Origin of the sequence: Asanoa ishikariensis, from assembly GCF_900107455.1 — a bacterium.
Taxonomy (GTDB): Bacteria; Actinomycetota; Actinomycetes; order Mycobacteriales; family Micromonosporaceae; genus Asanoa; species Asanoa ishikariensis.
Map to the genome: position 1 here is coordinate 391,621 of NZ_FNQB01000002.1, position 18,746 is coordinate 410,366.

Here is an 18,746-nt window from a genome sequence, read left to right on the forward strand (position 1 = left end):
CACGGGACCACTGCGTCCACGGTCAAGGGCATCCGGGTCAAGGGCGGCATGGATGTCAGCGGCGTTCCACCTCGAAGTAGGCCGGTCTAGCAAATAGACCTCCGGCTCGCTTCGAGGCCGCGGAACCCGTAACCCGGGATCCGCGGCCTTAGTTTTTTGCTCCATCAGTTTTGCCAAAGCGGTCCATGAGACCGAAAGCGAGAGAGAGGTGACCGGGCGATGAGCCTGGCCTTGGCCAACCCCGACGCGAAGAGCGTCGAGTTGGACGCGGAACTGCCTTGTCGGAAGTTCGACCCGGACCTTTGGTTCGCCGACGCACCTACCGAGCTCGAACTGGCGAAGTCGCTCTGCGGGGACTGCCCGCTGCGCGTCGAGTGCCTGTCCGGCGCGGTCGAGCGTGCCGAGCCCTGGGGCGTCTGGGGCGGCGAGATCTTCGAGCGCGGCGCGGTAGTGCCCCGCAAGCGGCCCCGTGGCCGTCCGCGTAAGGAAGACGTCGCCCGCGACGCGGTCCTCCGAGTCGAGGTCGAGGCGCGGATGGCAGCCGAAGGGCTCGCCGAGCAGCCGCGCGTCGCGGTCCGACTGGCGGCCTGACATGTCAACGGTCCGCGTAAGCCACACCACCCACGTCGAGAAACCGAGAACAAACGCCATGACCAGTGAAAACGGAGCTACGGACATGAATCTCATCCAAGAAGCGTTGTCCCGAGCGCGAATGCGTCTGCCTCAGACCGGCAGGAAGACGCGCTCTGAGGCCACCCGATCTGCCCGCAACATCGCCATGTCGGCTCGCCGCGAGTCTGCGCGCCAGATGGGCGGCTGGTAGATCACGCTTTCCTGATCGGCCCGCTCCCTTCGGGGGGCGGGCCGGCTCTTTTGGGCATCAAGTTGGCATCAAGATCGGATGATCAAGATCGAGATCAAGGTCGAGATCAAGGTCGAGATCGAGATCTGGTCCCGGGTTCGCGGTGGTCCGGACCGTTGCTCCCGCCGGGGACCGCTCGCTTCGCTTCGCTGCCAGGTCCGCCGTGGGCTTCTTCGGATGGATGCGCTGCGCGCGGGGCTCGGCCACCGCCCATCGGCTTCCGCCAGTCGGCTGGCCGCGGGGACCGTGCCCGCCGCTGGATGTGCTGCGCGTATGACTCGGCCGCCGCCTGTCGGCCGCCGGCGGACCGCGCCCGCCGCCGTGTCGGCTGCCCGCCAACACGCTGAGAGCGGGTGGGCCGCTTCCTCTCGTCAGCCGCTGTCCCAATGACGTCAGGTGGGCGCTTCAGTGGAGGCAGCGGAAGAGGTATGTGGTGCGGTCGGCGGTCGTCAGCGGCTGTCGCATGACGTCAGGTGGGCGCTTCAGTGGAGGCAGCGGAAGAGGTATGTGGTGCGTTCGCCGGTCGTCAGCCGCTGTCCCATGACGCCAGGTGTGCGCCGCAGCGCAGGCAGCGGAACAAGTACGCCGTGGGCTCGCCGGTGCGGTCGAGACTGCGGATGAAGTCTTCCGCGTATTGCTCCGCCCAGCCCGACCGCCGCAGGTCAGCGCGGATCATGTCGACCGCGTCCGGATGCGCCGCCAGCTCGCGATAGCCGGCCGGGCCCAGGAACGCGGCGCCGTCCGCGCAGTGGAAGAGCCATGACTCCTGCTGCCATCCGACGAAGCCGGGCGTACGTCGGGTGATCTCCATGACGACCTCGGGCGGCACGTCGTCGGGAACGCCGACGGCGTCGGTGAAGTCGGCCGGCTGAGCCACCTCGTCGCCGCCGATGCCGAGCGCCCGGGACGCCTCTCCGGAGTGGATGCAGTCGAGGCAGAGGTTCTCGGCGCGGCGGCCGTAGATCGGTCCGGTGTAGCGGACCTCGCGATGCTGGCCGCAGACATGGCACACGTGCTCGGCGCGCTCGGCCGAGCCGGTCGCGATCGGGTCCGGGTGGTAGCGGAACATCGCTCAGCCCGACAAACCGCCGCCGGAGAGGAGGGCGCGGGTGGCATCCCAGCCCTCTACGGCCTGGTCGAGGGTGGCCAGGTCGGCCGGACCGCGCAGGCGGCGCCACGGCGGTGCGGTCGCCACCTCGGCGGGGTTCGGCGCGTGCGGGCGGATGGTGGTCGCGGCCACGTCGCCGTCGAGGTCGAGCTCCGGCAGCCAGTCCGGCGCCGGCAGGCGGGACGCGACCCCGAGCAGGCCCGGTCCCTCGTTCGGGGCCACTGCGACCGTCTTCGTGGTCAGCGGGCGGAACAGCTTGCCGAGAATCAGGCCGGGCAGGTCGGGCACGTCGGCGGCGATCACCGCTGCCTGGTCGTAGCCGTCCGCCGCGGCCGCCGCGAAGGTGGCGTTGACGGTGGTCGACGGGACCTCGTACACCTGCATCGAAGGCCAGGCCACCGCCTCGGCGAGGGGCCGGTCGGCGGGTGTGGCGGCGATCGCGGGGTCGACCTCGTTGAGGGTCGCCAGCAGGTCGACGACGTCCTCGGCGAGCGCATGGCGCCACTTCTCGAGTTCGATGCCGGGAGGTGCCCAGGTCACCTGGGTGAGCAGTACGACGATCACACGGCGGGTCACGGACCCAAGGTTATTTCAGTCCGCCAGGACCAGGCCCGTGGTGGCGGCGACGCCCTCGAGAAAGCCACGGGCGCGCTCGGTCTTGTCATAGCGACCCACGAGGGCCCAGAAACGGGCGTTGTGGCTGGGGACGACGAGGTGGGCGAGCTCATGGAGCAGCACGTAGTCGATCACCCAGTCGGGCATCTCCTGGATCCGGTGCGAGATGCGAATCGACCGGTCAGCGGGCGTGCACGACCCCCAGCGGCCGTTCTGGTTGGTGACCCAACGGACACTGGCCGGTTGGGCGGCACGGGCGAACTCAGCCAGGTAGAGAGCGATCAGGCGCCGGGAGCGAGCCTGGAGCTCGGCGTCGCTGCGGCTGAGGCGCTGCTCGCGGGCGGCGAGACGGGCGAGCATCTTGTCAACCCACTCGGTCTCCTCGGCCCGGGAGAACTGGTCGGGTATGAGCACGACCACGCGCTCGCCGTCACGGTAGGCGGACACCGTCCGGCGCCGGCGCTGTGAGCGCCGTACCTCGACGACCGGCTTCCGCGTGGCGGCCACTACCGCGCCCCGGAGCCCCAGGTTCCGTTCACGAACGCACGCTAACCGGTAGGTGCCATGCCGCCGCAAGGGCCAACACACACGGTCACGCCGGGAAAGTGCTAGTTCACGACGTGTCGTCCGGAAAAAATTTCGCGGGTACGTCGTTGGCGGTGGGTCCGCTGCGCCCCGAGGGACCCTACGGCAAACGTTAAGGGATCCCACGCTCGGATGGGCCGCAAACGGCGTGATCCAGCTCGCACGAGCGCTTTGGTCGGCGTGTCTCGGCCGAATCTGACTAATCAGGCCGAGTCCGACATGCACACTCGTCCCCGTCAGGTGTCGCATCGCACTACCAGCGGAGCCCCGTCCCTGGTGATGATCGGGTTCCTGACATGGAACCGCCCGCTTGTGGGTAGGGTCCGCGGACCGGCGGTCACACGTGTGACCGCGGAGAAGCCCCGACGTCGGCGCTCTTGTGCCGCACCCGGGCATTCGCCGGGGCGAAACCGGCGAACAAGACTAGGAGGGCATCGTGGCCGACAAGGCCCAGACCTACAACGGGTATTGCGTCAAGTGCAAGGAGAAGCGGGACTTCACGGGCACCGTCGAGGTGTCGAAGACCGGTATGAACATGGCCAAGGGCAAGTGCCCGGTTTGTGGGACCACGGTCAACCGGATCCTCGGCAAGGCGAAGGTCTGACCGGGAGTTTTCGCTCCGGCCCTCGGCCGGCGTGTACTGACGTAGTTGCGACGGGAGAGGGCGGCCACTCGGCCGTCCTCTCCGGCGTCTCGGAACGAATACGGAGTGTTATCAAGATCGGGCGGTCAGATTACCGGCTGGTTGTGGATAACTCGCCGGAAGCTGTGGATAACCCCGTGTACATGACCCGCCACCTGTGGACAACGAGCCGATGGCCGCTAGGTGACGGTGACATTCTGTTACGTCGTGACGACCATTGGGTTGCTCCGGCCGACGCTGCTGCCAGGCCTGACAAGGATCCGGCGCGGGCACCGCACGCTGCAGTTCGGTGTCGACCCGGGGCGTGCGGTGCTGGTCGAACTGGCTGACGAGCGGACCGCCGGGATCCTCGACCTGCTCGACGGAGCGCACACCGAGCGACAGGTGCTGGCGGGCGCTCAACGGCTGGGAGTGCGTCCGGGTGACGCCCGAGAGCTGCTGGCCACGCTGCACGCCCACGGCCTGCTGGTGCCCGCACACACCCTGACCCCACCGGGCGCCGCACCTCACCTCCGCGCCGAAGCGGCCGCGCTCGCCCTCCGCCAGATCGACCACCGCGCGGCGGGCCGCTGGGCGCTACGCGGCCCGTTGAGCATGGGGCCGGCCGGCGGCGCCGCCTCCGGGCTCGGCTCCTTGAGCGCCGGGTCGGAAGGCCTCCAGGGTGCTGGCCCCGCACGGGGACCCTCTCAAGCAGGCCTTCGCGGCGGACCTGGCGGCCCGCGCGGCGCTGGCTCCGGGCGCGGCCCGTTGAGCGCCGGGTCGGAAGCCACCTACGGTGTTGGCTCCGCCCCCGGACCCTCTCAAACAGGTCCTCGCGGCGGACCTGGCGGCGTCGAGACGGCCAAGCTGGACGCCCAGTCGGACCGACCGGGCGATGCGCCAGGCCCGAGGAAGGTGGGTGCGACCCGCAGACCGGGGAGTGCGGGCGCCGTGCCCGGGGGTCGTCCTGTGGTGAGGACCACCGTTGGGTTCGTCACTCCCGCTCAGGTCCTCCGGCGGCGGGCCGCCGCGCGGGTTCTGGTCACCGGCCGTGGCCGGTTGGCGACGCCGATCGCGATCACCCTGGCCCGCTCCGGAGTCGGCCACGTCCGCCCAGACCTACCGGGGATCGTCCGGCCGGAGGAAGCGGTCCTCGGCCTCGACCCGAGCACCGTCGGGAAGCCGCGCGCCGCCGCCGTGGCCGCGGCGGTCGCCGCCGCCGGAGCCAGACCGGGCCGCACCAAGCCGCACGTCGTCATCCAAGCCGGCGCGCAACAGCCCGCGAATCTGGCGGCTACCGCCCTTCGCCACCGCGGCCAGGCGATGCTCGCCGTCGAGATTCGCGACGGCGCACCGGTAATAGGTCCGTTCGTCCAACCCGCCGGTTCGCCGTGCCTGAGTTGCCTGGACCACCACCGGCGAGACCGCGACGAGGACTGGTCGGAGATCGCCGCCGGGCTGGCCACCGCGCCACCGACTGAGGAGGCAGGTGACCTGGTCACGATCATGACGGCCGCCGCGCTGGGTGCGGCCGAGGCGCTGGCATACATCGACGGTGGTACGCCCCGGACCACCGATGGCGCAGTGACCGTCGTCTCCCCGGGTGACCTGCGGTGGCGGCATTGGCCGGCACATCCGCGATGTTCCTGCGTACCGACCTAATTATGATCTTGGGTGTCCGGAAACTGTCAGTCACAATGATCTGGTGAGCGACATCCCGCGCCAGGCCGTTACCCGGACTGCCAAGCTCGCTTCTCTCCCTCTCGGCTTCGCCGGGCGGGCCATGTTGGGCTTCGGCAAGCGGATGACCGGCATGGCGTCCGATGCGATCTCCGCCGAGTTGCAGCAGCGCACCGCCGACCAGGTGTTCGCCGTGCTGGGCCAGCTCAAGGGCGGAGCGATGAAGTTCGGGCAGGCCTTGTCCGTTTTCGAGGCCGCGCTGCCCGAGGAGATGGCCGGCCCCTATCGCCAGGCCCTGACCAAGCTCCAGGAGTCCGCGCCGCCGCTCCCGGCATCCAGCGTCCACCGGGTGCTCGCCGACCAGCTCGGCCCCGAATGGCGCAAGCATTTCCTCGAGTTCGACGACACGCCGGCCGCCGCCGCCAGCATCGGCCAGGTGCACAAGGCGCTCTGGAAGGGCCGCGCCAAGGGTGGCCGGCCCGTCGCGGTGAAGATCCAGTACCCCGGTGCCGGTGACGCCCTGCTGAGCGACCTCAAGCAGCTTTCCCGGCTCGGCTCGATGTTCAAGGCGATCCAGCCCGGGCTCGACATCAAGCCGCTGCTGGTCGAGCTGCGTGCGCGGATCAGCGAGGAGCTCGACTACGAGCTCGAGGCGAAGGCGCAGCGGGCGTTCGCGGCCGCGTACGCCGATGATGCCGAGATCCTCGTTCCCAAGGTTGTGGCCCAGGCGCCGCGCGTGCTGGTCACCGAGTGGATCGAGGGCATGCCGCTCTCGAAGATCATCGCCGGCGGCTCGCAGGAGGAGCGCGACCTCGCGGGTTCGCGCATGGCGACCCTGCACTTCTCCGCGCCGGCCCGCGCCCGGATGCTGCACGCCGACCCGCACCCCGGCAACTTCCGGCTGATGCCGGACGGCCGGCTCGGCGTGGTCGACTTCGGTGCCGTCGCCCGGCTGCCCGATGGGCTGCCCGAGCCGGTTGGTCGCCTGACCCGGCTGGCCCTGGCCCACGAGGCCGACGCGGTGGTCGAGGGGCTGCGCGAGGAAGGCTTCCTGCGCCTCGAGCAGGACATCGACGCCGAAGAGGTGCTCAACTTCCTGCTGCCGATGCTGGCCCCGCTCGCGGACGACGAGTTCCAGTTCACCCGCGCCTGGCTGCGCGGCGAGGCGACCCGCCTGGCCAGCCCGAAGTCACCGGCCTTCCAGCTCAGCCGCCAGCTCAACCTGCCGCCGTCGTACCTGCTGATCCACCGGGTCACCCTCGGCTCGATCGGCGTGCTCTGCCAGCTCGAGGCCAAGGCCCCGTACCGCGAGATCGTCGAGGAGTGGGTGCCGGGCTTCGCTCCGGTCCCGTAAAGAGCAGTTGAGCGCGGCGCCATCAAAGGCACCGCGCTCAACGCAGGCAAAACCTACTTGTCTTCGTCTTCGCCCTTCGAGGGCGGGTTCTCCTTCGGCCCCTCGGAGTCGCCGAAGTCGATGTCGCCCAGGTCGTCGAAGTCGCCGAGCCCGCCGTTGTCGAACTGTGCGCGGGCGAACGCCTCCGGGTCGGCGAAGTCGTCGCCGGAGGGCAGCAGGTCGGGGTGACCCCACAGGCCGTCGCGGCCCTGCACGCCCCGCTGCTCGGTGACCGCGGTCCACAGCGCCGCCGCCTCGCGGAGCCGGCGCGGCCGCAGCTCGAGGCCGACCAGCGCGGCGAAGGTCTGCTCGGCCGGACCGCCGGCGGCCCGGCGGCGCCGGAACGCCTCGGCCAGCCGGATCACGTTGGGCAGCCGGTCGCCGACCGCCATGTCGACCACGTGCCCGACCCAGCCCTCGACCAGCGCGAGCGTGGTCTCCAGGCGGGCCAGCGAGGCCTGTTGGGCCGGTGTGTCCTCCGGCGCGAAGATGCCCTCCAGGGCCATCTCCTGCATCGACTCCGGGTTGGTCGGGTCGATGCGGCCCATCGCCTCCTCGATCGCCTCGCGGTTGACCGTGATGCCGTTGGCGTAGGTCTCGACCGAGTTGAGGATGTGGCCACGGAGCCAGGGGACATGCTCGAAGAGCCGCTGGTGCGCGGCCTCGCGCAGGGCGACGTAGAGCCGCACCTCGTCTTCCGGCAGCTCCAGGCCGGTGGCGAACTCACGGATGTTGGCCGGGATCAACGCGCCGGTGCCGGTCGGGCCGAGCGGCAGGCCGATGTCGCCCGCCGAGAGCACCTCCGCGGCGAGCGAGCCGAGCGCCTGGCCGAGCTGGCCGCCGAACAGCGCGCCACCCAGCGTGGTGACCATTGACTGCATCGGGCCGAGCTGGGCACGGGCCTCCGGCGGGACGAGGTCGCCCATCGCGTTGACCATGCGCTCGGCGACGGGGTTGCAGAGCTTCTGCCAGACGTCGAGCGTCCGGTAGATCCACTCGTTGCGGTTCCAAGCGACCGCGGTCTTGACGCCCGAGGGCAGGGCCACGGCCTGCTCGAGCCAGAGATCAGCCAGGCGGAGGACCTCTTCAACGGCGTTTCGCTCGAACGGCGAGACGGCGGGGTCACCAGCCTGGGCCAGCTGTGCGGCGGCTACCTGGCGGGCCAGGTCCCAGTTGACCGGGCCAGAGCCCGGCGCCGCGAGTAGCTGCTGCAGTTGCGCCATGAACTGCTGCATCTGCTGCGGGTCGTTGGGGTCCGGCGGCTGGCCGCCCGGGAGCGCGAAGCCAAACGGAATATCAGGCACATGTCAACGGTACGCGCGTCGGGCGCGGGGGACCGTACCGCGTGCTTAAGCCCAGGGAGAACTCGGGGAACACCATTCAGGGACGCTCGGTACGCTTCCCGCCATGAAAAGTCGTGGCGTGACGGTTCTGCTCGGTGCCGTGATCACGGTGCTGCTGAGCTTCGGGGTGCTTTCCGCCCCGGTTCCGTACGTCGTGCTCGGTCCCGGCCCCACCGTCAACACCCTGGGCAAAGAGGCCGACAAAGAGGTCATCCAGATCTCCGGCACACAGACCTTCTCCTCCGCCGGGCAGCTCCGGCTGACCACCGTCAAGGTGTCGCCCGAGACCAAGCTCCTCCCCGCGATCGCCGGCTGGTTCTCCGACAAGCAAGCCGTCGTGCCCAAGGAGTTGATCTACCCGCCCGACCAGACCGAGCAGCAGGTCGAGCAGCAGAACGCCGAGGACTTCCAGGCGTCGCAGACCAGCGCCGAGACCGCCGCGCTGACCAAGCTCGGCTACCCGATCCAGGTCACCGTCGGCAAGGTGACGGCGGGCGGGGCGGCCGAGTCGGTGCTCAAGCCCGGTGACGTGATCACCTCGGTCGACGGCAAGCCCGTCAAGGCGGCCGGCGACCTGACCGAAGCGGTCCGCGCCAAGCCGGCCGGCAGCACGGTCACGGTCGGCTACACCCGTGATGGCCAGCCGGCGCAGGCGACGCTCACCACGAAGACGGTCAACGGGCAGCCCCGGATCGGCGTCGAGATCGAGCAGAAGCAGCCACACCCGTTCGACCTCAAGTTCGACCTCGAAGACATCGGCGGACCCAGCGCCGGTCTGATGTTCACCCTCGGCATCATCGACAAGCTCGGCGCCGACGACCTCACCGGCGGCAAGATCATCGCGGGTACGGGCACGATCGACGACCAGGGCAACGTGGGTCCGATCGGCGGCATCCCGCAGAAACTGGTCGGCGCCAAGGACGCCGGCGCGGTCGCCTTCCTGGTGCCCGCCGACAACTGCAAAGAAGCCAAGGACAACGCCGTCGACGGCCTGCCGCTCTACAAGGTCGGCAATCTCGACGAGGCTTTGGCCGCACTCAACTCCATCAAGAGCGGCAGCCCAGCCCCCATGTGCTGACGCCCCGTAGTCTGACTGAACACCGCCCCCCGAGCTAACCAAGCGTTGCGGAGCCAACTGTGGTCATGCGTAGCAGTCCCCTGCCGAGAATGAGCCGCCGTGGCCGCGTGACGGTCGGCGTGCTGGTCGGTGTCTTCGTGTTGTTCACCCTGCTCGGTTGGGGAGTCAACGCGTGGACCGACTGGCTGTGGTTCGACGAGGTGCACTACACCGGTGTGTTCACCGACGTGCTCACCACCCGCCTGCTGCTGTTCCTGGCGGTCGGCGCGGCGATGGCGATCGTCATCGGTGGCAACCTCTACCTGGCCTACCGGCTCCGCCCACTGCTGCGGCCGCACTCGTCGGAGCAGCAGACGCTCGACCGCTACCGGGTCGCGCTGTCGCCGCGGATCGGCACCTGGGTCACCGTCGTCTCGATCGTCGTCGGGCTGTTCGCCGGGCTCTCCGCGCAGGGCCGGTGGGACACCTGGATGCTGTTCCGCAACGCGCAGCCGTTCGGCGTCAAGGACCCGATCTTCAACATCGACGTCGGGTTCTACGTCTTCCAGTACCCGTTCTACAAGTACCTGCTCGGCGTAGGCTTCACCGCCGTCGTGCTCGCGGTCATCGGCTCGCTGGCGGTGCACTACGTCTTCGGCGGCGTGCGCCTCCAGGGCGGCGGCGACCGCATCACCAACGCGGCCCGCGCGCACCTGACCACGCTGGTCGCGGTCTTCGTGCTGTTCAAGGCCGTCGCCTACGTGCTGGACCGGCGCGCGCTGCTGTTGTCCTACAACGAGGGCGCCAAGGTCTACGGCGCCGGCTACGCCGACGTCAACGCGTTGCTGCCGGCCAAGGAGATCCTCGGCTACATCTCGATCGTCGTCGCGATCGCGATAATCCTGTTCTCCAACGCGTTCATCCGGAACCTGGTCTGGCCCGGCGTCTCGCTCGCCCTGCTCGGCATCTCGGCCGTCGCGATCGGCGGCATCTACCCGTCGGCCGTGCAGAGCTTCACGGTCAACCCGAGCACGATCGACAAAGAGCGGCCGTACATCAAGAACAGCATCGAGGCGACCAGAGCCGCGTTCGGCATCAACGACGTCGACATAAACGCCTATCCGGGCAGCAGCCAGCCGCCACCCGCGAGCCTGGCCACCGACACCTCGGTGGTGCCCAACATCCGGCTGCTCGACCCGCAGTTGCTGTCGGAGACGTACACGCAGCTTCAACAGGCTCGTGGCTTCTACAACTTCGGCGACAAGCTCGACATCGACCGGTACGCGGTCAACGGCAAGACGCAGGACTACGTCGTCGGTGTCCGCGAAATCAACTACGACCGGCTGACGGCGCAGCAGAGCAACTGGCTCAACCGCCACACCATCTACACCCACGGGTACGGCGTGGTCGCCGCTCCGGCCAACGAGGTCTGCAACGAGCAGCCCAAGTTCGTCTCCGGCTTCCTGGGCGACGAGGGCACCGGTTGCCAGTCGGCGACCGAGGAGATCAAGACCGACCAGCCCCGGATCTACTACGGCGAGCAGATGGACGACGGCGACTACGCGGTCGTCGGCTCGCGGGGCAACGGCAGCAACGCCGAGTTCGACCGCCCGACCGGCAGCAAGGAGCAGTACTACACGTACGACGGCACCGGCGGTGTCCCGATCGGCTCGTTCGCGCGCCGGCTGCTCTACACCGTGAAGATGCAGGAGACGAACTTCCTGCTCTCCGAGGCGGTCAACGACAACTCGAAGCTGATGTACGTGCGCAACCCGCGCGACCGGGTCGCCAAGGTGGCGCCGTTCCTCAAGCTCGACGGCGACCCGTACCCGGCGGTGGTCGGTGGTCGCGTGCTCTGGATCGTCGACGGCTACACGACGGCGGCGACCTACCCGAACTCCGAGCGGGTCAACCTCCAGTCGGTGACCAGTGACGAGTTGACCACCAGCGGTGCGGTGGTCGCGCAGGCCCGCGAAGAGATCAACTACATCCGCAACTCGGTGAAGGCGACCGTCGACGCGTACGACGGGACGGTCAAGCTCTACGAGTACGACGAGAAGGACCCGGTCCTGAAGGCCTGGAACAAGGCCTTCGGCGGGAACCTGATCGTGCCGAAGACGGAGATCCCGCAGGAGCTCACGGACCACCTGCGCTACCCGGCCGACCTGTTCAAGGTGCAGCGCGACCTGCTGGCCCGGTACCACGTGACCGAGCCCAACGAGTTCTTCTCCGGTCAGGACTACTGGGAGGTCCCCAACGCGCCGGACGACCCGGACCGGGGCCAGAAGCAGCCGCCGTACTACCTGATGACCCAGATGCCGGGCCAGGACGGGCCGAGGTTCCAGCTCACGTCCGCGGTCACGCCACGCGGGCGGCAGAACCTGGCCGCGATCATCTCCGGGTCGTACGTGAACGGCCAGCCCAAGCTGGAGGCGCTGGAGCTGCCTGACCAGTCCGTCGTCTCCGGTCCGGTGCAGGTCCATCAACAGATGACCAACACCACCGACGTACGTGGTCAGCTCTCCCTGCTCTCGGCCGACGGCAAGGCCACTGTGCAGTACGGAAACCTGCTGTCGCTGCCCTTCGACAACGGCATGCTCTACGTCGAGCCGGTCTACGTGAAGAGCAACTCGCAGAACGCGTACCCGCTGCTGCAACGCGTCCTGCTGTCCTACGGAGACGGCTCCAACGCGGTCCTGGCCAGCAGCCTGCAACAGGGCATCAAGGACCTGGTGGCCAAGGGCGACGCACAGAGACAGGCGGCCGGCGAGCCACCGAGCCAGCCGCAACAGCCCAACCCGCCGCCGCCCACCGGCGAGCAGCCGCCAGCGACGTCGGCTGAACTGTCGGCAGCCGCCCAGCGGCTCTCGGCCGCTATCGACGAGGTGAAGGCCGCGCAGGCGTCCGGCGACCTCGCGCGGTACGGCAAGGCCCTCGCCGACCTCGAGACGGCCAGCGACGCCTTCCAGGCGGCCCAGAAGGCGGCCAACAACCGCCCTGTGGGCTCCGGAACCACGCCCACGCCGACGGGTAGCGCACCACCGCCGACGACGCCTCCGTCGCCTTCGGCGGGCTGATCGCAACGGGGGCCGGCGACCACGCCGGCCCCCGTTTTGGCGCTGGGCAACATGGTGCGCTAGTGTTTAGAAGCCGACGCGGGGTGGAGCAGCTCGGTAGCTCGCTGGGCTCATAACCCAGAGGTCGCAGGTTCAAATCCTGTCCCCGCTACAAAAGGGAACGGCCCTCCAGAGATTCTCTGGGGGGCCGTTTTCGTTGTCCGCGCTAAGCACCCTTTCGTGCGGGGCATATGTGGGCTAGCCCACATACGCCCATCCGAGCGGCAACCCGTCAGCGCCAGACGAGCTCGACGAGGTCCGCGACGGAGTCGACGATCAGATCGGGCTGGTACGGGAACTGGCGCACCTCGTCGGCCCGGCGCGTGCAGCCACTGAGCACCAGCACGGTCCGCAGGCCGGCCTCCACGCCGCCGACGATGTCGGTGTCCATGCGGTCGCCGACCATCGCGGTGGTCAGCGGCTCCCCGCCGATGATGCCCAGGCCGGTGCGCATCATCGTCGGGTTCGGCTTGCCGACGAAGTAGGGCGTGACCCCGGTGGCCGCAGTGATCATGGCGGCCACGGCACCACAGGCCGGACGACTGCCGGCACGCGTAGGCACGCTCCGGTCGGGGTTGGTGGCGATGAACCTGGCCCCGGCCGCGACAAGCTCGCACGCGCGGGCGACGGCCTCGGACGAATAGCTGGCGAGCTCACCCAGCACCACGTAGTCCGGGTCGACGTCGTCCAGGTCGTAGCCGGCCATCGCTTCCGCCAGACCCGCTTCGCCCAGCAGGTACGCCGACCCACCGGGGTGGTGGGTGGCCAGAAAGCGGGCCGTGGCCTGGGCGCAGGTCCAGATCGCGGTCTCCGGGACCTTCAGTCCGACGGCCGCCAGCTTGGCGCTGACCTGATCGGGCGGGTACAGCGAGTTGTTGGTCAACGCGAGAAACGGAACACCGCGGGTGGTCAACGCACCGATGAAGTCCTCGGCGCCCGGGATGGCCTCACCACCGCGGACGAGCACGCCGTCCATGTCGACGAGCCAGTGTTCGACAATCGGGAAAGTCTCGCCAACGTTGATTGGAGCCACCCGGCCAACGCTAGTGGAAACGGACGTTTTCCCAGGTCAGCGGCGCGCGCGGGCAACGGTGCCGGAGCGCCGTTGCCCGCGCGGTCGCTCAGTGGCGTGACGTGAACGTCGACAGGAAGCGGTAGCTGGCCGGGTTCCCGGCGTTGTCGAAGCACATGACCATGACGAGCGCGTCCGAGCCCGAGTACGTCCACGGCTGGCTGAGGCCGCAGTAGTTCGGGCCGTCGCCGTACGCGGTCACCTGCGCATGCGTCTCGCGGATGCCGAGCTGCGGATATTTGACCTGGTAGGTGCCCAGGCCGCCCGGCACCACGCTGTTGGCGCCGACGCCCACCTGGTGGTTGTAGTTGGTCTGGCCGCCGCCGGCCGACCAGATGTAACCGAAGTACTTCGGCACGTCGACGCCGCCGAAGACCGCGCGCTGGCGGTGGTACGTGAGGAAGAAGTCCGTGCTGGTGGGCGCGCCGGCGGCGTTGACGCAGACGACGATGACGTCGATCTCGAGGCCGACGGGCGACCAGGACTCGACCTTGCAGCGGCGGGCGACCGCGTTCGGTTGGATCGCCGTGACCTGGACGTTCCCGGACAGGCCCGCGCCCACGACACCGACGCCGGGGATCCGCACGAGGTAGCGCCCGGGGGTCAGCAGGCCGGTGCCGGGCGCGCCCGCTCCGGTGCTGTTGTGCCACTGGACGGCGGCGCCGGCCGTGTTCACCTGGGCGGTGGCATAGGCACCGGGCGGAAACACCCCTGAGCTGGTCGACCACATGATCGTGAACGGGGTGTCGGCCGCGCTGCCGCCGGGTCGGTGGCAGGCCACGTCGACGATCTCGTCCGCCCCGGCGGAGCCCCAGCGGACCACCTCGCAGTAGTTGCCGGCCCGGCTGACCGCGGTGACGTGCACGGTGCCGCGCGTGCCGCTGGCGACCTGTGGGAACGTGACCCGGAACCGGCCGGCGGCCTGCTTGCCGCCGGTGGCCCAGAGGGCGGGGAACGCGGCCCGCCAGCTTCCCCACTGGCGGGTCGTGTCGAGAGTCGTGCCGGCGGGGACGGTCGGGTCCCACACCGCGGCGAAGCCCCACCGGTCGGGTGTCGCCGCCGCGGCGGGTGGTGCCGCGACCGCCGTGGCGACCAGCGTCATTGCCGCGGCTAGCAGCAAGGCGAGGGGACGGACTCGCATGCCAAACCTCCAATTGAAGCAGTTCGATATCTGAATCGAGGCTGCCGGGCATGCGTCCGTTCCGCTGTCAGATCATGCGCAGTGCACTCAGTTCTGCCGGTCGTCAGGCCACCTCGATGTAGTCGACCTCCGCCCAGCGGCTGCGGAAGCCCAACCGGACCGTGTTGGCGCCGGCCACGAGCGTGACGTCGGCCCGGACCTCGCGCCAGGTCTCCCAACCCGTGTTCGGGTACGTGACCACCTGCGCGCCGCCGCCGTTGACGGTCAGCGTGTGCTGCGCCTCGCCGAACCCGGCCGAGTATCCGATGTAGACCGTGTAGGCGCCGGCCCTGGGCGCGAAGACTCCGAGGCTGACGGTGCTGTCCGCGTAGTCGAGGTAGGCCACCGCCTGCCCCTGGGACGCGGTGGCCGTGGACCGCACCGCACAGTGCGTCAGGACCCCGCGCTCGGCCTCGTAGCGGACCCGGCTGCCACGCACCACGGGGTAGCCGCCGGACCAGCCGAGAGCGGCGACGTACATGCCGCGCGCGGTGTTGTTGTTGATCCATCCGTGGAACACGAGGTGGTCGCCGCCGCTCTCCCGCACGACGTCCGCACCGCCCGGCCCCCGCACGGCGCCGTCGAGGCTCGCAGTGGTCAGCAGGGAGCGGAAAGCCTTCGTGTACGGCCCGGTCAGCGCGGCGGCGGTCGCATAGCTCGTCTGGTACGCGTCACCGCCGTACCCGCCGAGGGAGTAGAAAAGCACATATTGGCTGCCGACCTTGGTCAGCACCGGAGCCTCGATCACGCCGCTCTCCTCGGGCCGCCCGCTGCGCAGAAGCTCGACCCGAGCACCCTGGAGCGTGACCCCGTCGGCCGCGACCCGCTGCAGCCAGAGACTGGTCGGCTGCCCGATCGCGTTGCCGTCGTCCTTGTAGAGCAGGTAGCGCAACCCGGTCGAGTCGGTGAAGCTCGACGCGTCGATGTCACCACCCTCGCCGGCGTCGCAGACCAGCGGACCGGCCCCGACCGGCGTGAATGGGCCGAGCGGGGAGGTGGCGAGCGCGGCGCCGAGGCACTGGCGACCGGTCGCGATGCTGCGGGCGGTGTAGTAGAGCAGGTAGCGGCCGTCGGCCCGGACGGAGACGTCTGGCGCCCACGTGCGGCCGCCATTGGCCCAGGCTCCCAGGGCCGGCAGGGCGTCAGCGCGCCGCGTCCAGGGGCCGGTCAGCGTCGCGGCGGTGGCGACGGGAACGTTGCCGTTCCCGTTGTTGGTCGAGTAGGCGTAGTAGCTGGACCCGAACCGCGACACGTCGGGATCGGGGAAGTCGCTGCCGATCAGGAGCGCGGGGGAGGCCGTCGCCGCGTGGGCCGCCGGCGCGACGACAGTGGCGAGCGGAAGCGCCACAACCAGAACCGCGAGCCGCACAAGGAATCGACGCATAACTATTTCTACCACGCGCCTACCTGTCCGATCCCACCCTCGCACCCACCCAGGGCGACGCCTACGACCGCTGACTCAGCGGTCGACGAACGCCGCGACGGCTCGGCGGAGGTCGGCATCAACCTCTTCGTCGGGAAGCGGCTGTGCTCGCAGCACCTCGACCAGTCGAGAACGAAACGGCCCCCAGAGATCGCTCTGAGGGGCCGTTTCGGCAGGGCTTAGAAAGCCGGCAGGACCGAACCCTGGTACTTGTCCTCGATGAACTTCTTCACCTCGGGCGAGTGCAGCAGCTTCTCCAGCTTCACGATCCGCGGGTCGTTCTCGTCACCGGTGCGGACGACGACCAGGTTCGCGTACGGGTTGTTCTCACCCTTCTCCAACGCGAGCGCGTCCTTGGCCGGGCTGAGCCCGGTCTCGATCGCGTAGTTCCCGTTGATCACCGAGATCGCGGTGTCCTCCAGGCTGCGCGGCAACTGAGCAGCCTCCAACGGCTCGAACTTCAAGTTCTTCGGGTTCGAGGTGATGTCAGCCTCGGTGGCCTTGACCCCGGCGCCGTCCTTGATCGTGATGACACCGTTGGCGGCCAGCAGGTTCAACGCCCGGCCCGAGTTCGACGGGTCGTTCGGAACACCCACCACGCCACCGACCGGCAGGTCAGCCAGCGACTTGATCTTCTTCGAGTAGACGCCCAGCGGCTCGATGTGCACCGGCTTCAAAGCCGTGAACTTGTAGCCCTTCGACGCGACTTCCTCTTCCAGGTACGGGATGTGCTGGAAGTAGTTCGCGTCCAACTGCTTGTCCTGCAGGGCCACGTTCGGCTGGATGTAGTCGTTGAACTCGACGATATCGAGCTTGAGACCCTCGGCCGGGGCCAGCTTGTCCGACACGTACTTGAGGATCTCGCCGTGCGGCACGGGGCTGACACCGACCTTCAGCGGCGCGTCAGCGGAGGATGCACCAGCCGATCCGGAGTCAGAGTCCGAGCCGCAGGCGGCCATGCCCAGACCCAGGACGAGACTGGCGGTGGCAGCGGCGGCGATGGCTATGGTGCGACGCACGGTGGAACCTTTCTTTACCTGTGGGAGAGGCGCCGGGCGACCAGGTCGCCGAGCATCTGAGCTAGCTGCACGAAGACGACGAGCAGCACGACGGTGGCGATCATGACTTCGGTCTCGAAGCGTTGATAGCCGTAGCGGATGGCCAGGTCGCCGAGCCCGCCGCCGCCGACCACGCCGGCCATGGCGGAGTAGCCGACCAGCGCGACCACCGTGATGGTGAGGCCGGCGACCAGGCCCGGGCGGGCCTCGCGGAGCAACACCTTGACGACGATCTCCCGGCGGGAGGCGCCCATCGCCCGGGCGGCGGCGACCACGTCGCGGTTGACCTCGCGGATCGCGGTCTCGACGATGCGGGCGTAGAAGGGGATCGCGCCGACGGTCAGCGGCACGATGGCCGCCGACGTGCCGATGGTGGTGCCGACCACGGCCCGGGTGAACGGGATGATCGCGACGAGCAGGATGATGAACGGCAGCGACCGTCCAATGTTGACGATCAGGCCGAGCAGCGCGTTGACGGGCCGCAACGCCAGCAGGCCACCGCGGTCCGTCAGGACCAGGGCGACGCCGACCAGCAGGCCGCCGACCGCGGTGAGCAGGGTGGCCACCAGCACCATGTAGGCGCTTTCCTTGGTCGCCTCCCACAGCAGCGGGACCATCTCGGACCAGGTCACGGGTGCACCTCCACGGCGACCGCGGAGGCACGCAGTTGATCCAGCGCCGCGGCGTTCGAAGCCGGCGAGCCCGGCAGTGCCAACCGCAGCCGGCCCGCACGACCGCCCGCCAGCGTCTCGACGGAGCCGTCGAGGATGCGGACGTCGACGTCGTGGGCGCGCGCGACGGCGGAGATCAGCGAACCGTCGCCGACGACGGTCACGTCGACGATCGTCGCGTCGTCGAGCACCGGTGGCGGTCCCAGCCGGAAGATGCCGCGGGCCAGGGCCGAGTCCGGCTTGGCCAGCAGCTCGTGCACGGGCCCGGCCTCGGTGATCACGCCGTCGCTCATGATCGCGACCGAGTCGCAGATCCGTTTGACGACCTCCATCTCGTGCGTGATCAGCAGGATGGTCAGGCCGAGACGCTGGTTGAGGTCGCGCAGCAGCGCCAGGATCGAGCCGGTGGTGTCCGGGTCCAGCGCGGAGGTCGCCTCGTCGGAGAGCAGCACCTTCGGCTCGCCGGCCAGCGCGCGGGCGATGCCGACCCGCTGCTTCTGACCACCGGAGAGCTGCGCCGGGTACGCGCCGGCCCGGTCACGCAGACCCACCAGGTCGAGCAGTTCGGCGACCCGGTCGGCGCGCTGCCGGCGCGGCATCCCCATGACTTCGAGGGGGAAGGAGACGTTGCCGGCGGCGGTACGCGACGAGAGCAGCGCGAAGTGCTGGTGGATCATGCCGATCCGCTGCCGGGCGGTACGCAGGCCGGTCTCGCTGAGCCCGGCGAGGTCGACGCCGTCGACCGTGATGGTCCCGGCGTCCGGCCGCTCGAGCATGTTGACGCAGCGCAACAGCGTGCTCTTGCCCGCGCCGCTGCGGCCGAGCACTCCGAAGACCTCGCCCGCGCGCACGGTCAGGTCGACGCCCGCGACCGCGGCTACGTCCCCGCCACGGCCTCGGTACGTCTTGCGCAGACCGTTGATGCGGATCACGGGGGCACGCCGTTCCTGAGAGTTGAGAC

At 69.4% G+C, this 18,746-nt stretch carries 17 protein-coding genes and 1 tRNA gene; 7 read left to right on the plus strand and 11 right to left on the minus strand.

All coding sequences use genetic code 11. The features are described 5' to 3' along the window. Positions 1–219: 219 nt before the first annotated feature. Positions 220–591, plus strand: a complete 372-nt coding sequence (locus BLV39_RS16135) for a WhiB family transcriptional regulator (protein ID WP_090792512.1) — start codon at positions 220–222, stop codon at positions 589–591. Positions 592–880: 289 nt separating this feature from the next. Here BLV39_RS16135 and BLV39_RS42360 read toward each other — a convergent pair whose 3' ends face one another. The 4 genes from BLV39_RS42360 to BLV39_RS16150 form a co-directional block, all read right to left on the minus strand. After that, positions 881–1,069 carry a hypothetical protein gene (locus BLV39_RS42360; RefSeq protein ID WP_143049778.1) on the minus strand — a complete coding sequence of 63 codons (189 nt, stop codon included), beginning with the start codon at positions 1,067–1,069 and terminating at the stop codon, positions 881–883. Between the two features lie 319 nt (positions 1,070–1,388). Beyond that, positions 1,389–1,931: a CbrC family protein gene (locus tag BLV39_RS16140; protein WP_090792514.1), complete on the minus strand. Its 543-nt coding sequence runs from the start codon at positions 1,929–1,931 to the stop codon at positions 1,389–1,391. Between the two features lie 3 nt (positions 1,932–1,934). Continuing rightward, positions 1,935–2,546 (minus strand): hypothetical protein, encoded by a 612-nt coding sequence (locus BLV39_RS16145; RefSeq protein WP_090792517.1) that lies wholly within the window; start codon positions 2,544–2,546, stop codon positions 1,935–1,937. A 15-nt stretch (positions 2,547–2,561) separates the two neighbouring features. After that, complete coding sequence (locus tag BLV39_RS16150) at positions 2,562–3,092, minus strand: M48 metallopeptidase family protein (protein ID WP_090792519.1); 531 nt, start codon at positions 3,090–3,092, stop codon at positions 2,562–2,564. A 514-nt stretch (positions 3,093–3,606) separates the two neighbouring features. Between BLV39_RS16150 and BLV39_RS43015 the strand changes: the two genes are divergently transcribed. The 3 genes from BLV39_RS43015 (at position 3,607) to BLV39_RS16160 (ending at position 6,826) form a co-directional block, all read left to right on the plus strand. Next, complete coding sequence (locus BLV39_RS43015; RefSeq protein WP_170215861.1) at positions 3,607–3,774, plus strand: DUF5679 domain-containing protein; 168 nt, start codon at positions 3,607–3,609, stop codon at positions 3,772–3,774. A gap of 246 nt (positions 3,775–4,020) precedes the next feature. Next, positions 4,021–5,454, plus strand: a complete 1,434-nt coding sequence (locus BLV39_RS16155; protein WP_143049779.1) for a TOMM precursor leader peptide-binding protein — start codon at positions 4,021–4,023, stop codon at positions 5,452–5,454. A gap of 43 nt (positions 5,455–5,497) precedes the next feature. Next, complete coding sequence (locus tag BLV39_RS16160) at positions 5,498–6,826, plus strand: ABC1 kinase family protein (RefSeq protein ID WP_090792524.1); 1,329 nt, start codon at positions 5,498–5,500, stop codon at positions 6,824–6,826. 53 nt (positions 6,827–6,879) lie between these two features. On the opposite strand, the gene BLV39_RS16165 is transcribed toward BLV39_RS16160, so the two are convergent. Next, a complete protein-coding gene (locus tag BLV39_RS16165; protein WP_090792527.1) occupies positions 6,880–8,169 on the minus strand; it encodes a zinc-dependent metalloprotease in 1,290 nt (429 codons plus the stop codon). A gap of 103 nt (positions 8,170–8,272) precedes the next feature. On the opposite strand from BLV39_RS16165, the gene BLV39_RS16170 reads away from it, so the two are divergent. The 3 genes from BLV39_RS16170 to BLV39_RS16180 all read left to right on the plus strand — a co-directional run bounded on the left by BLV39_RS16170 (position 8,273) and on the right by BLV39_RS16180 (position 12,493). Then, positions 8,273–9,286, plus strand: a complete 1,014-nt coding sequence (locus BLV39_RS16170) for a YlbL family protein (RefSeq protein ID WP_176984939.1) — start codon at positions 8,273–8,275, stop codon at positions 9,284–9,286. Positions 9,287–9,351: 65 nt separating this feature from the next. Then, entirely contained in the window at positions 9,352–12,342 is a 2,991-nt protein-coding gene (locus BLV39_RS16175; RefSeq protein ID WP_176984940.1) for a UPF0182 family membrane protein, read from the plus strand. Between the two features lie 77 nt (positions 12,343–12,419). Then, positions 12,420–12,493 (plus strand) — tRNA-Met (locus BLV39_RS16180). 120 nt (positions 12,494–12,613) lie between these two features. Here BLV39_RS16180 and BLV39_RS16185 read toward each other — a convergent pair. The 6 genes from BLV39_RS16185 to BLV39_RS16210 all read right to left on the minus strand — a co-directional run bounded on the left by BLV39_RS16185 (position 12,614) and on the right by BLV39_RS16210 (position 18,717). Next, the gene (locus BLV39_RS16185; RefSeq protein WP_090792538.1) at positions 12,614–13,357 is read right to left on the minus strand and encodes an HAD-IIA family hydrolase; all 744 of its coding nucleotides are present in this window, start codon (positions 13,355–13,357) and stop codon (positions 12,614–12,616) included. Between the two features lie 145 nt (positions 13,358–13,502). Continuing rightward, positions 13,503–14,594 (minus strand): hypothetical protein, encoded by a 1,092-nt coding sequence (locus tag BLV39_RS16190; protein WP_090792541.1) that lies wholly within the window; start codon positions 14,592–14,594, stop codon positions 13,503–13,505. A 103-nt stretch (positions 14,595–14,697) separates the two neighbouring features. Then, positions 14,698–15,981, minus strand: coding sequence for a family 43 glycosylhydrolase (locus BLV39_RS16195; protein WP_239083609.1), 1,284 nt, complete (start codon positions 15,979–15,981; stop codon positions 14,698–14,700). A 254-nt stretch (positions 15,982–16,235) separates the two neighbouring features. Next, complete coding sequence (locus BLV39_RS16200) at positions 16,236–17,075, minus strand: MetQ/NlpA family ABC transporter substrate-binding protein (RefSeq protein ID WP_204082762.1); 840 nt, start codon at positions 17,073–17,075, stop codon at positions 16,236–16,238. 14 nt (positions 17,076–17,089) lie between these two features. Then, positions 17,090–17,746: a methionine ABC transporter permease gene (locus BLV39_RS16205; protein WP_090792549.1), complete on the minus strand. Its 657-nt coding sequence runs from the start codon at positions 17,744–17,746 to the stop codon at positions 17,090–17,092. Next, on the minus strand, positions 17,743–18,717 hold the full coding sequence (locus tag BLV39_RS16210) for a methionine ABC transporter ATP-binding protein (RefSeq protein WP_090792554.1): 975 nt from the start codon (positions 18,715–18,717) through the stop codon (positions 17,743–17,745). The genes BLV39_RS16205 and BLV39_RS16210 overlap by 4 nt, the downstream gene beginning before the upstream one ends. Positions 18,718–18,746 lie beyond the last annotated feature (29 nt).